This window comes from Agrobacterium salinitolerans (assembly GCF_027498475.1).
In the GTDB taxonomy this organism is placed as follows: Bacteria; Pseudomonadota; Alphaproteobacteria; order Rhizobiales; family Rhizobiaceae; genus Agrobacterium; species Agrobacterium salinitolerans.
The window spans coordinates 1-12281 of the sequence record NZ_JAPZLN010000007.1 but is presented as its reverse complement, the minus strand read 5'-3'; the positions used below and the strand labels follow the sequence as shown (position 1 = coordinate 12281).

Sequence of the window (12281 nt, the reverse complement as noted above, 5' to 3'; positions counted from 1 at the left end):
TAGAAATGCAGGCCGTCACGCTGGAGAACGATGTCATAAGGCGTTTTGCCTCCGGGCATATGTTTCCCATGGCGAAACTGGTGCTTGAAACGGCGTTTCAGCCGATTGTCGAGGCGACGACAGGCACGATCTTCGGTTATGAATCGCTGATGCGCGGCCATGACCGGCTCGGTTTTTCCAGTCCGCTGGCGCTTCTCGACCAGGCTGCCGCAGATGGCGAGTTGAAGGCCTTCGAGCAGATGCTGGCAAGCCGCGCGCTCGCGAAATTCTCCACGCTGCCCGACTTCTCCTCCGCCACCCTGTTTCTCAATCTCGATGTGCGGCTGATCCCGCATGGCGACGCCATTTTGGACAAGCTCGTCGGCTATCTGGCGCGGGCGGGCATACCGGCCTCCTCGATCTGCTTCGAGCTTTCCGAACGTTTCGACAATACCAGCGTGCCGGAATTCACGGCGCTGATCGCCCGCATGCGCAAGGAAGGCTTCAAGCTGGCGATCGACGATTTCGGCGCCGGCCATGGAGAGATGAAGCTGCTCTGCGACTTCCCGCTGGATTACCTGAAGATCGACCGGCATTTCATCACGGGCGTCGACCAATTGCCGCGCAAGCAGCACCTTGTGCGCAACATCGTCAATATCGCTCATATTCTCGGCGTCAGGGTCATTGCGGAAGGTATCGAAACCGAGGCGGAGTTTTTGACCTGCCGCGAATTCGGCGTCGATCTGGTGCAGGGCTGGCTGATCGCCAGACCGACGGTCTTCACCAGCGAATTGCCCGAAAGTTTTCCGCACCTCAACCGCATGGGCGTGGCGCGGCGCAACAGCCAGACGCTGGACGAGATTCTGATCCGCCGGGAAATAGAACGCCTTCCCACCGTGTTCGAACATGACAGCGTCGACAGCGTGTTCGAACTGTTCCGCAGAAACCCGCAGCAGGCATTCTTCCCGGTTCTCAACGCCAATGGCGAACCGCGCGGCGTCATCAACGAATATCACCTCAAGGAATATATCTACCGGCCCTTTGGCCGCGATCTGCTCAAGAACAAGATTTATGAGCGCACCATTTCCCATTTCGTCGACCCCGCACCGATCGTCGGCCTCGATGCCGACGCGGACCAGTTGATGAACATGTTCGCCAGCATGGGCGGCAGCGCCTGCATCATCCTCACAGAAAACATGCGTTATGCCGGCATCGTTTCCGCCGCTTCGCTCATCAAGGTCATCAATGAAAAACAGCTGAAGATGGCGCAGGACCAGAACCCGCTGACGGCGCTGCCCGGCAACCGCGCGATTGGCGGCTTCATTACCGACCGCTGCAGCGACGGCGACGAGACGCGCTTCTTCTGCTATTGCGACTTCGATAATTTCAAACCCTTCAACGACAAATACGGTTTCAACGCCGGTGACCACGCCATCACCCTGTTTTCAGCGCTGATGCGGCGTTACTTCTTCGCTGGCGACTGCTTCCTTGGTCATATTGGCGGCGACGATTTTTTCATCGGCGTGCGTGACTGGTCTGTGGAGGAATTGACGGAAATCCTCGAGCGGCTGCTCAGCGATTTCCACGACGATGTCGCCGGGCTCTATTCCGACGAAGACCGTGCTGCCGGATGCATGAAGGGGCAGGACCGCAACGGCGATGAACGGGACTTTGCGCTGCTGCGCTGTTCCATCGGTGTCCTCACTTTGCCGAAAGGGTCGATCATCGCCAATCCCGAACGAATCGGCAGCGAGATTGCCGGTGTGAAGGCGGCCGCCAAGGAAAACGAAGGCGGTCTCGTCGTCAGGGTATTCGGCGAGACAAATTGACACTCGCGACCAACGGCCTCCTTCCCTCGAGCACACATCTGACCTACATCTTCGGGTGAGGCCGACAAGTGAGGAGTTGCCCCTGCCCATGTCCGACACCAAGACCCTGCCCGAAACAATGCGCTTCATCGACCTGCCGTCCCATGGCGGCCCGGAAGTGATGCAGTCTTCAAAAGCGCCTTTACCGAAACCCGCCAAGGGGGAGATATTGGTGAAGGTCGAGGCGGCTGGGGTCAACCGTCCCGACGTCGCGCAAAGACAGGGCATCTATCCGCCGCCAAAAGGTGCAAGCCCGATTCTCGGGCTGGAAATCGCCGGCGAGGTGGTTGCGCTGGGTGAAGGCGTCACCGAATTCAAGCCAGGCGACAAGGTCTGCGCGCTCGCCAATGGCGGCGGTTACGCCGAATTTTGCGCCGTTCCCGCCGGGCAGGCCCTGCCCTTCCCCAAGGGCTACGATGCCGTCAAAGCGGCCGCGCTACCGGAAACCTTCTTCACCGTCTGGGCCAATCTCTTCCAGATGGCGGGCCTGACGGAGGGTGAGACCGTGCTCATCCACGGCGGCACCAGCGGCATCGGCACGACGGCCATCCAGCTCGCCAGGGCTTTTGGCGCGGAAGTCTACGCCACGGCGGGCTCAGCGGAAAAATGCGAGGCCTGCGTGAAGCTCGGCGCTAAGCGCGCGATCAATTACCGCGAGGAAGATTTCGCCGAGGTCGTGAAATCCGAAACCGGCGGCAAGGGCGTCGATGTGGTTCTCGACATGATCGGTGCATCTTATTTCGAAAGGAACCTTGCCGCACTCGCTAAGGACGGTTGCCTCTCCATCATCGCCTTTCTGGGTGGTGCGACGGCCGAAAAAGTCGACCTGCGGCCGATCATGGTCAAACGCCTGACCGTCACCGGCTCGACCATGCGGCCCCGCACCGCCGACGAGAAGCGCGCCATCCGCGATGAGCTTGTCGAGCAGGTCTGGCCGCTCATCGAAAGCGGCAAGGTCGCGCCTGTGATCAACCGGGTGTTCACGCTGGACGAGGTCACGGAAGCGCACCGGCTGATGGAAAGCAGCAGCCATATCGGCAAGATCGTGATGAAGGTGTCGTGACGAGTGCCCCTTGCATTACTGACGAATCGTACTACCTTCTAATTATGTTCAACGTATCGGAAGGAGGTGATCCAATGTCTAGTGAGATTTCGGTCTCTGGTGCAGGCAATGGAAAGGGTGGTTTTGCGACGGGGCAGCCCTCGGCGTAAACTTCTTTGCCTTCGGAACGTTGAGAAACAGTCCCGGGTCTGTAAACAGGACCAAACTCATGGAAGGGTCGCTTCGGCGGCCCTTTTCCGTTTCTGCGTATTGCTTTGAGTATTGGGGAGATCTGCGCCTCGAGTGCCGGTGCGGTTCTCTCGCGACGAGAAAATCTCCTTAATCACATCGCAGTTCACCGCAGTTGAAATCATCAACTGCCAACTGCGGTCACGTCTCCCTTATTTCTTCCCGAACACCTTCCACCGCGTCGGGCGGAAGCGCAGTTGCGCGCCCACGGCCACGGCGGCGTTAAGCGGCACTTCGATTTCGAGGTGATAGGGCTCGTGGCCGTTATTGGCGATGTCGATTTCGGCGATGCGGGCGCCCGCGAGGCGGCGACAGGTGGTGACCTTGCCGTAAAGCGCGTCCTTCTCCTCAGTCAACACCACATCTTCCGGACGGAAGAAAAGCTCGCCCTCGCCTGTGCCGTTCTCGTCGATGCCGATGCTTTCGCCCTGAAACAGCACGTGGCCGTCGCGGATCGCCACCGGCAGGTTGGAGGATTCGCCGATGAAGGAGAAGACGAAGGGGGAGTTGGGCGTGTCATAGACATCATCCGCCGTGCCGACCTGCTCGATCTTGCCCTGGCTCATGACGACGACGCGGTCAGCCAGTTCCAGCGCCTCTTCCTGATCGTGGGTGACGAAGACAGTGGTGTGGCCGGTACGGTCGTGGAACTCGCGCAGCCAGCGGCGCAGCTCCTTGCGCACTTTGGCGTCCAGCGCGCCGAAGGGCTCGTCGAGAAGCAAGACCTTCGGCTCGATGGCGACGGCGCGGGCGAGCGCCACGCGCTGACGCTGACCGCCGGAAAGCTGCGAGGGGTAACGCTTCTCAAGGCCGGAGAGATGCACCATGTCGAGAAGTTCGGAGACGCGCCTGCGGATTTCCGCATTCGGCGGACGCGTGGCGGAGGGGCGTACCTTGAGACCGAAGGCGATATTGTCGGCCACCGTCATGTGGCGGAACAGGGCGTAATGCTGGAACACGAAACCGACATTGCGCTCCTGCACCGTGCGGTGCGAGGCATCCTCGTCGCCGAAGAAAATCTGGCCGGTCGTCGGCTGATCGAGACCGGCGATCAGACGCAAAAGCGTCGTCTTGCCGGAACCGGAAGGACCGAGCAGCGCGATCAGCTCGCCGGAACGAATGTCGAGCGACACGTCGTTCAGCGCCGGAAAGCGGTCGAACTGCTTGGTGATGCCGGAGACTTTCACTTCCATGAAGATGCCTTTCAATGCTTGCCGGCTGCGTTGCCCGCGCCAAAGCGTAGTTCGAGAATGGTTTTGAGAACGAGCGTCACCAGCGCCAGACCGGCGAGCAGCGTCGCCACAGCAAAGGCCGCGCCGATATTGTACTCATTATAGAGTATCTCGACATGCAGCGGCATGGTGTTGGTCTCGCCGCGAATATGACCTGACACCACAGAGACGGCGCCGAACTCCCCCATGGCGCGGGCGTTGCAGAGCAGAACGCCGTAGAGCAGACCCCATTTGATATTGGGCAGCGTGACGTACCAGAAGGTCTGCCAGCCGGAGGCGCCGAGCGAAATCGCCGCCTCCTCGTCACCATTGCCCTGATCCTGCATCAACGGGATAAGTTCGCGCGCGACGAAGGGAAAGGTGACGAAGATGGTGGCGAGCACGATGCCGGGCACGGCGAAGAGGATTTCTATGCCGTAGCTCTTCAGCCATGGCCCGAGCACGCTATGGGACGAGAACAGGATGACATAGACCAGACCTGAGATGACCGGCGAGATCGAGAACGGCAAGTCGATCAGCGTGATCAGGAACGCCTTGCCCTTGAACTCGAATTTCGCGATCGCCCAGGCGGCCATCACCCCGAAGATCAGGTTCACCGGCACGGAAATGGCCGCGACGAGCAGCGTCAAGCGGATGGCGGAGAGTGCGTCGGGTTCGACAATCGCCTCCCAGAAGGCGTCTGCGCCCTTGCGGAAGGCTTCGAAGAAGACCGAGACCAGCGGCAGCACGAGAAAGGCCGCAAGGAACAGGAACGCTATCGCAATCAACGCCAGCCGGGCGGGAAGGCTCTCGCTGGCGGGATCGCGGAACGGCCGGGGGGATGTGCGGGAAACGGTCTCAGACATAACCGTACCTCCTTCGGCTCCAGGCCTGAATGAGATTGATGAGGAACAGCATGGCGAAGGAGATGATCAGCATGATGGTGGCGATGCCCGTCGCGGCCGCATAATTGAACTCCTCCAGCCGGATGACGATGAGGAGCGGCGCGATTTCCGAGACGTAGGGAATATTGCCGGCGATGAAGATGACCGAGCCGTATTCCCCAACGCCGCGCGCAAAGGCGAGCGCGAAACCCGTGAGGATGGCGGGCGTGAGGCTTGGCAAAAGAACGCGGCTGATAGTCTGAAAACGATTGGCGCCAAGCGTTGCCGCCACCTCTTCCACCTGCCGGTCGATCTCCTCCATGACAGGCTGCACGGTGCGGACCACGAAGGGCAGGCCGATGAAGATCAGCGCAATGACGATACCGGTCGGCGTAAACGCGATCTTGATGCCGAAGGGTTCGAACAGCGAGCCGACCCAACCTCTGTTAGCATATAGCGTGGTGAGCGCGATGCCCGCCACCGCCGTCGGCAGGGCAAAGGGCAGATCGACGATGGCGTCCACAAAGCGGCGGCCGGGGAAGCGATATCGCGTCAGCACCCAGGCGACGATGACGCCGAAGACGGCGTTGACCAGCGCGGCAAGAAATGCCGTGCCGAAACTGACACGCAGCGCATTCAGCGTGCGGCTATCCGTGGCGATTGCAATGAAATCTGAAAAACCGAGTTTCGCCGTGGACCATATGAGACCGCCCAGCGGAATAAGAATGATGAGAAACAGATAGGTCACGGTGTAACCAAACGTCAGGCCGAAGCCCGGTATGACGCTCGACTGCCGCCATTTCCACCTGTTTCCGGATGTATTATTGCTCATCAAGGCTCCGGATAAACTTTGTTCTATTTTATTTTCAGGACAGAAACCGGGGTCGGTTGTCCTGAAAATGCCCTATGGGACCCGGTATTCCCGGCGTCCATTACAAAGTATCGACCGGCACGAGGTCCGGTCGATCAGGCTTTCATCGCCTTGTCCCCGCGGACGGATGACGACGTTTCACCCCATCATCCGCTTACTTGGCGGGCTTGTAAATCTGGTCGAAGATGCCGCCGTCACCGAAATGTTCAGGCTGCGCCTTCGCCCAACCGCCAAACTGCGGGTCGTCAATGGTGACGAGCTTGATCTCGGGCAGCTGCTTGAGCAGATCCTTGGAAACCGCAGCGGGATTGGACGGGCGGTAGAAGTGTTTCGCCGCAATATTCTGGCCCTCGTCGGAATAGAGATATTGCAGATAGGCTTCTGCCACCTTCCGGGTGCCCTTGGCATCGACATTGGCGTCAACCACGGCGACCGGCGGTTCCGCAAGGATCGAGATCGGCGGCACGACGATATCGAAAGCGTCAGCGCCGAATTCCTGACCGGCGAGATAGGCTTCGTTTTCCCAGGCGAGCAGCACGTCGCCGATCTGGCGCTGTGCGAAGGTCACCGTGGAGCCACGGGCACCGGTATCAAGAACCGGGGCGCGCTTGTAAAGCTCGCCGACATAGGCCTCGATCTTGTCCTTGTCGCCCTTGAACTCTTCGTTCGCCCAGGCCCAGGCCGCCAGGTAGTTCCAGCGCGCGCCGCCAGAGGTCTTTGGGTTCGGCGTCACGATCTGCACATCGCCCTTCACCAGATCGCCCCAATTATGGATGCCCTTGGGGTTACCCTTGCGAACGAGGAAGACGATGGTGGAGGTGTAAGGCGAGGAATTATGCGGCAGGCGGGTGCGCCAGTCCTTGTTGATCTTGCCGGAGTTCTGAACGATGGCGTCGATATCGCTCTGCAGCGCCAGCGTCACCACGTCGGCTTCCAGACCGTCGATAACCGAACGGGCCTGCTTGCCGGAGCCGCCATGCGACTGCTGGATGGTGATATCCTCGCCGGTGTCGGCCTTCCACTTCTTGGCGAAGGCTTCGTTGAAATCCTTGTAGAGTTCACGGGTCGGGTCGTAGGACACGTTGAGCAGCTTGGTCTGCGCAGCGGCCGAGCCAGCGCCGCCAAGCGCCAGTGAAAGGCCAAGCGCCACAACGCTCAAACCGGACAGAAGCTTGGACATCGGTATTCCCTCCTGATTGCGACGGCTTAACTCTACCGGTTGGGTAGAGTTGGTCAATGAGGCCGAATACGATCGAAAAACTGTTTCCCGAGAGCGTTTTTCCGGGCAACAAAAACAGCGCAGCGTAAGCGAAAGGCGCAACAAGCGTCGTGTAAAACTTTGCTGAATGCAAAAGCGTTTCACATTTTTGATGATTTTTTGCCGCTATGGCGGAAAATATTATGAGGTTTTAGACAATTTTTTCGTCAGGCTGTCAGAAGCTCGGGCACTTCAACACCCGCCACGGCATCGGCGATGGTGGTGTTGAAAAGAATGTTGCGGGTGGCGTCGGCCACGCGGGCGAAGACGTGGCGGATTTCGCACTGCTTTTCGCCATCGCAATCCTCGCAGCGGCGATAGGCGGTCTGTGACAGGCAGGGCAAGGGCGCGAGCGGCCCGTCGATGAGGCGCAGCACTTCGCCGAAGGTGATGTCCGATGCCGGGCGCGCCAGAAGATAACCACCCTGCTTGCCGCGCCGGCTTTCGACCAGGCGTTCCTTCTTCATTTCGAGCAGGATCTGTTCCAGAAACTTTTTCGGAATGGCCTGTTCGCGGGCAATGTCGGAAATCTGCACAGGACAGGCGCCGTCGGCCTTGGCCAGCGAAAGGAGCGCCCTCAGCGCGTATTTTGCCTTCTGCGAAATCATCGTAAAACCAGTAGACCACAAGCCCGGATACCCGGCAATTCCCGCTTAGCGCAGAAGTTGTCACAATTCAAATCCAAGCTGCAAAGAAGGTGAACGGGCATCTTTTGCTCATAGATCGTGCGCGTGAGGCATTTTTGCTCTGAAGTGCAGCGCACAAAGACTGTCATTTCTGTTCGCATAGCCGGATTTCAACAATAATCGGCCATGGAAATCCCGGACGTGACAATGACGATCAATTCAGCGACGATCAATTCAGCAAATGCCTCCGCCGATGCCGCTTCTCTCGACGCCACGCTTGCCGGGCTCGATCTTTCGGGTCGGCTTTCGTTTATCGCCGGCCTTGGTGGGCGGGCGGTGTTCACCACCAGCCTCGGCATCGAGGATCAGGTCATTACGGCCGCCATCGGCACGCACCGCCTGCCGATCGACGTCGTGACGCTCGAAACCGGCCGGCTGTTCAAGGAAACTGTCGATCTCATCGACGAAACCGAAGAGCGTTTCGGCATCGAAATCCGCCGGTTCCGACCGGAGCAGGACGATATCGACGCCTATGCCAAAAAATACGGCCTGAACGGTTTTTACGAAAGCGTCGAAGCCCGTCACGCCTGCTGTCATGTCAGAAAGCTGATCCCGCTTGGCAAGGCGCTCGAAGGCGCCGCCTTCTGGATCACCGGCCTCCGTCGCGGACAGTCGGGCAATCGCGCCACGACGCCATTTGCCGAATTCGACGCGGATCGCAATCTCATCAAGATCAATCCGCTGGCTGACTGGGATATCGACCTCATCCGGGCGCATGTCGCCCAGGAGAACATTCCCGTCAATCCGTTGCATCAGCGCGGTTACCCCTCCATCGGCTGCGAGCCCTGTACGCGCGCCATCAAGCCCGGCGAGCCTGAGCGCGCCGGACGATGGTGGTGGGAAAACGACGAGAAGCGCGAATGCGGTCTTCATGTCGCCGGTGCGGAGCAGACACCCGCCGTTTCCGCCATCCCGCAACGATAATCATTCAGACCATTTCCGGAGTTCACAATGTCCAACGCAGTCCACGAGACGGACAGCAAGAATACTGTCGCATCCAAGCCGCCGCTCGATCCCCATCTGAAGGCGCTTGAAAACGAAGCTATTCATATTTTCCGCGAAGTCGCCGCCGAATTCGATAATCCCGTGATGCTCTATTCCATCGGCAAGGATAGTTCCGTGCTGCTGCATCTCGCGCGCAAGGCTTTCTTCCCCGGCCGCGTGCCCTTCCCGCTGTTGCACGTCAATACGGGCTGGAAGTTCAAGGAAATGATCGAATTCCGCGACAAGATCGTCAAGGAATATGATCTTGACCTGATCTCCTATACCAACCCGCGCGGTGCGAGTGAAAACGTGACGCCCTTCACCCATGGTTCGGCGCTTTACACCGACATCATGAAGACCGAGGCGCTGCGTCAGGCTCTCGACGCCGGCCAGTTCGACGCAGCCTTTGGCGGCGCACGCCGTGACGAGGAAGCGAGCCGCGCCAAGGAGCGCATCTATTCCTTCCGCACGCCTGACCATAAATGGGACCCGCGCAACCAGCGCCCGGAACTGTGGAACATCTATAACGGCATGGTCCGCAAGGGCGAAAGCGTGCGCGCCTTCCCGCTCTCCAACTGGACCGAAGTGGATATCTGGCGTTACATCGAGGCGGAAAACATTCCGCTGGTGCCGCTCTATTACGCCGCCGAGCGTCCCTATGTTGAACGCGACGGCATGATGATCCTTGCCGAAGACGAGCGTCTGGAACTGCTGCCTGGCGAAGAGATCAAGCATGGCTCGATCCGCTTCCGCACGCTCGGCTGCTTCCCGCTCACCGGTGCGATCCGTTCCGAAGCCGCGACGCTTCAGGAGGTGATCGCGGAACTCGAAATCGCCACCGTTTCCGAACGACAGGGCCGTGCGATTGACCGCGACCAGTCCGGTTCCATGGAGAAGAAGAAGCGCGAGGGGTATTTCTGATGAGCACCGCCGCCGCCAACACCCCCTCCTCTTCCGCCACCATTCTGCCGTTTGCCGAACATTCGAAGGCGGCCCGCGACACGCGTCCGCTTCGTCTCATCACCTGCGGCAGCGTCGATGATGGCAAATCGACCCTGATCGGTCGTCTTCTCTGGGACACCAAGGCCGTCAAGGAAGACCAGGCCGCCACGCTGCACCGCGACAGCGGCAAGCAGAACGATCTCGGCCTGCCCGATTTCGCGCTGCTGCTCGACGGTTTGCAGGCCGAGCGCGAACAGGGCATCACCATCGATGTCGCCTATCGTTATTTCGCAACCGACCGGCGCGCCTTCATCGTCGCCGACACGCCCGGCCATGAGCAATATACCCGCAACATGGCGACCGGCGCTTCCACCGCCGATCTTGCCGTGCTGCTCGTCGATGCCCGCACCGGAATTCTGGAACAGACCCGCCGCCACGCCACCATCGCGGCGCTGATGGGCATCCGGCAATTCGTGCTGGCCGTCAACAAGATCGACCTGACGAATTACGACAAAGCCGGTTTCGAACTGATCGCCCACGAGTTCCGCGATTTCGCCTCCAACCTCGGTATCAAGCAGATCACCGCCATTCCGATGTCGGCGCTGAAGGGTGAAAACGTCGTTCTCTCCGGCAAGGCCGCCATGCCCTGGTATGAAGGCCCGACGCTGGTGGAAACGCTGGAATTGGCCACCGTTCGCTCCGCGCAGTCCGGCGGCTTCCGCCTTCCGGTGCAGCGCGTCTCGCGGCCGGGTGAAAGTTTCCGTGGCTATCAGGGTACGGTTGCCGGCGGTTCGGTGAAGCCGGGCGACAGCGTCGTCGTCCTGCCTTCCGGCATGGTCGCCAACGTCAAGCAGATCGTTACCTTCGATCTGGTGCGCAATGCCGCCGTGGCGGGCGATGCGGTCACGCTCGTCCTCGACCGTCAGGTGGACGTCTCGCGCGGCGACATGATCGTTTCCATTGAGGCGCAGCCACAGACGGGCCTTGCCTTCGACGCGCAGATCGTGGCCTTGCAGCCCGGCGGCATCGAAGCGGGCAAGCGCTACTGGCTCAAAAGCGGCAGCCGCCGCCAGCGCGTCAGCGTGCAGCCCGTCAGCCAGCTGAACCTGAAGGAAGGCGAATGGCAGGCGCATGAAACCGCACTGCCGATGAACGCCATCGGCAAGGTGCGGCTTTCCTTCGATGAGACGGCGATCTTCGATCCCTATGAACAGAACCGCGCGACCGGTTCCTTCATCCTGATCGATCCCGACACCAACAACACGGTCGCGGGCGGCATGATCGCCGGCAAACGCAGTGTCGGTGCGTCGGAAGAACAGGGCGACCGGGTCATTCTCTCACTGCCCGCCGATCTTGCGGAAAAACTGCTGGCCAGCGAGCTCCTCGCCAAGCACCGCGACGAGATCGACATCCGCCGCACCGACGGCGCAACGGCCGCGCGGCTGATCGGCGATCTGGGCTGACACGCCCCCCTCAAACAAACAAAAGGCGACCGTCAAAGCGGTCGCCTTTTTCGTTTCAGGGCCTTTTCCGCGTCAGAGACTGCGGATTGGCTTAAAACACGAACATATAAAGCAGAATGATCACGAAGATCGGAACGCCCATAGCCCACAATGCAATACCCTTCAGCATGTTATCCTCCATTGTTGTATGGTTGAATAACGACTGAGGCGGCTTTCCGATCCATGCCGCTCTCCTGATTTTTACGGGTTGTTTCTCGGCGGCAGAAAAAGCTGTTTGTTCATTCGACGTTCATGCACGAAAGGCGAATTTGCATGCGGTCGCTCCGCCAAGCGGCCCAACAGAGGCTCGTTGTTTGAAAAAGCAGCGGGCCTCTTTTTTGATCGCGATAAGTTGATCGCGACGAGGCCCCTGAAACTCAGGGCCCATGACGGTGAGGGATAACTTCTTGGATTGTGAAGAAGAATTGAGACTTCTAAGACGGTTCCTGTCGCGCGTCCCCTGAAACAGGCCGCGACATTGAGGCCTGGCGCTTGGCGGAGCGACGGGCCTCTTTTGCTGGTATGCCGTGTGGCGACACCAAAAGCCCGCCGAAGCGGTCCATCCCTATTTTTTGAAGGCGCTTATTCGCACCTGCGCCCGGATTTCGAGAAGTAAGCGGCGAATGCAGTCCAACCGGCGCGGCTTTTGACAGCCCGGTTTCTGTGCGAGATTTCGATCTTGGAAGTTTCGGGATGAGTTGCAAGCCGCTGTAGCTATTGGGCTGTCCGACTTGAGAGATAGGTGACGTTTTGTACCGGAGACATGGGTAACACTTTTCGCTTTGCGGGAGGTGTTGATGCCGTG

General features: G+C 59.6%; 10 protein-coding genes. 5 read left to right on the top strand and 5 right to left on the bottom strand.

Annotated features, from left to right (window positions below):
- Positions 1-5 precede the first annotated feature (5 nt).
- Together O9X91_RS20905 and O9X91_RS20900 are read left to right on the top strand one after the other, a co-directional pair.
- Positions 6-1808 (top strand): GGDEF domain-containing protein, encoded by a 1803-nt coding sequence (locus O9X91_RS20905; protein ID WP_142912380.1) that lies wholly within the window; start codon positions 6-8, stop codon positions 1806-1808.
- 88 nt (positions 1809-1896) lie between these two features.
- Positions 1897-2910, top strand: coding sequence for an NAD(P)H-quinone oxidoreductase (locus O9X91_RS20900; RefSeq protein WP_162520403.1), 1014 nt, complete (start codon positions 1897-1899; stop codon positions 2908-2910).
- 380 nt (positions 2911-3290) lie between these two features.
- Here the strand turns inward: O9X91_RS20900 and O9X91_RS20895 are convergent, their stop codons facing one another.
- The 5 genes from O9X91_RS20895 to O9X91_RS20875 all read right to left on the bottom strand — a co-directional run bounded on the left by O9X91_RS20895 (position 3291) and on the right by O9X91_RS20875 (position 7970).
- On the bottom strand, positions 3291-4331 hold the full coding sequence (locus tag O9X91_RS20895) for a sulfate/molybdate ABC transporter ATP-binding protein (RefSeq protein WP_142912379.1): 1041 nt from the start codon (positions 4329-4331) through the stop codon (positions 3291-3293).
- A gap of 11 nt (positions 4332-4342) precedes the next feature.
- Positions 4343-5215, bottom strand: a complete 873-nt coding sequence (gene cysW, locus O9X91_RS20890) for a sulfate ABC transporter permease subunit CysW (RefSeq protein ID WP_137409912.1) — start codon at positions 5213-5215, stop codon at positions 4343-4345.
- Complete coding sequence (gene cysT, locus O9X91_RS20885) at positions 5208-6065, bottom strand: sulfate ABC transporter permease subunit CysT (RefSeq protein WP_142912378.1); 858 nt, start codon at positions 6063-6065, stop codon at positions 5208-5210. Before cysT ends, cysW begins: the two co-directional genes overlap by 8 nt.
- 193 nt (positions 6066-6258) lie before the next feature.
- Positions 6259-7284 (bottom strand): sulfate ABC transporter substrate-binding protein, encoded by a 1026-nt coding sequence (locus tag O9X91_RS20880; protein ID WP_142912377.1) that lies wholly within the window; start codon positions 7282-7284, stop codon positions 6259-6261.
- A gap of 245 nt (positions 7285-7529) precedes the next feature.
- Complete coding sequence (locus O9X91_RS20875; protein ID WP_046798546.1) at positions 7530-7970, bottom strand: RrF2 family transcriptional regulator; 441 nt, start codon at positions 7968-7970, stop codon at positions 7530-7532.
- Between the two features lie 204 nt (positions 7971-8174).
- Between O9X91_RS20875 and O9X91_RS20870 the strand changes: the two genes are divergently transcribed.
- The 3 genes from O9X91_RS20870 to cysN are packed head-to-tail and all read left to right on the top strand — an operon-like array spanning position 8175 to position 11437.
- Positions 8175-8972 carry a phosphoadenylyl-sulfate reductase gene (locus tag O9X91_RS20870; protein WP_142912376.1) on the top strand — a complete coding sequence of 266 codons (798 nt, stop codon included), beginning with the start codon at positions 8175-8177 and terminating at the stop codon, positions 8970-8972.
- Positions 8973-8999: 27 nt separating this feature from the next.
- Positions 9000-9953 carry a sulfate adenylyltransferase subunit CysD gene (gene cysD / locus O9X91_RS20865; protein ID WP_077982773.1) on the top strand — a complete coding sequence of 318 codons (954 nt, stop codon included), beginning with the start codon at positions 9000-9002 and terminating at the stop codon, positions 9951-9953.
- Positions 9953-11437: a sulfate adenylyltransferase subunit CysN gene (gene cysN / locus O9X91_RS20860; protein ID WP_077982774.1), complete on the top strand. Its 1485-nt coding sequence runs from the start codon at positions 9953-9955 to the stop codon at positions 11435-11437. Before cysD ends, cysN begins: the two co-directional genes overlap by 1 nt.
- Positions 11438-12281 lie beyond the last annotated feature (844 nt).

Excerpts from the sequence above, each read along its gene's own strand:
- O9X91_RS20905 (WP_142912380.1), top strand. The coding sequence starts at position 6 with ATGCAGGCCGTCACGCTGGAGAACGATGTCATAAGGCGTTTTGCCTCC.
- O9X91_RS20900 (WP_162520403.1), top strand. The coding sequence starts at position 1,897 with ATGTCCGACACCAAGACCCTGCCCGAAACAATGCGCTTCATCGACCTG.
- O9X91_RS20895 (WP_142912379.1), bottom strand. The coding sequence starts at position 4,331 with ATGGAAGTGAAAGTCTCCGGCATCACCAAGCAGTTCGACCGCTTTCCG.
- cysW (WP_137409912.1), bottom strand. The coding sequence starts at position 5,215 with ATGTCTGAGACCGTTTCCCGCACATCCCCCCGGCCGTTCCGCGATCCC.
- cysT (WP_142912378.1), bottom strand. The coding sequence starts at position 6,065 with ATGAGCAATAATACATCCGGAAACAGGTGGAAATGGCGGCAGTCGAGC.
- O9X91_RS20880 (WP_142912377.1), bottom strand. The coding sequence starts at position 7,284 with ATGTCCAAGCTTCTGTCCGGTTTGAGCGTTGTGGCGCTTGGCCTTTCA.
- O9X91_RS20875 (WP_046798546.1), bottom strand. The coding sequence starts at position 7,970 with ATGATTTCGCAGAAGGCAAAATACGCGCTGAGGGCGCTCCTTTCGCTG.
- O9X91_RS20870 (WP_142912376.1), top strand. The coding sequence starts at position 8,175 with ATGGAAATCCCGGACGTGACAATGACGATCAATTCAGCGACGATCAAT.
- cysD (WP_077982773.1), top strand. The coding sequence starts at position 9,000 with ATGTCCAACGCAGTCCACGAGACGGACAGCAAGAATACTGTCGCATCC.
- cysN (WP_077982774.1), top strand. The coding sequence starts at position 9,953 with ATGAGCACCGCCGCCGCCAACACCCCCTCCTCTTCCGCCACCATTCTG.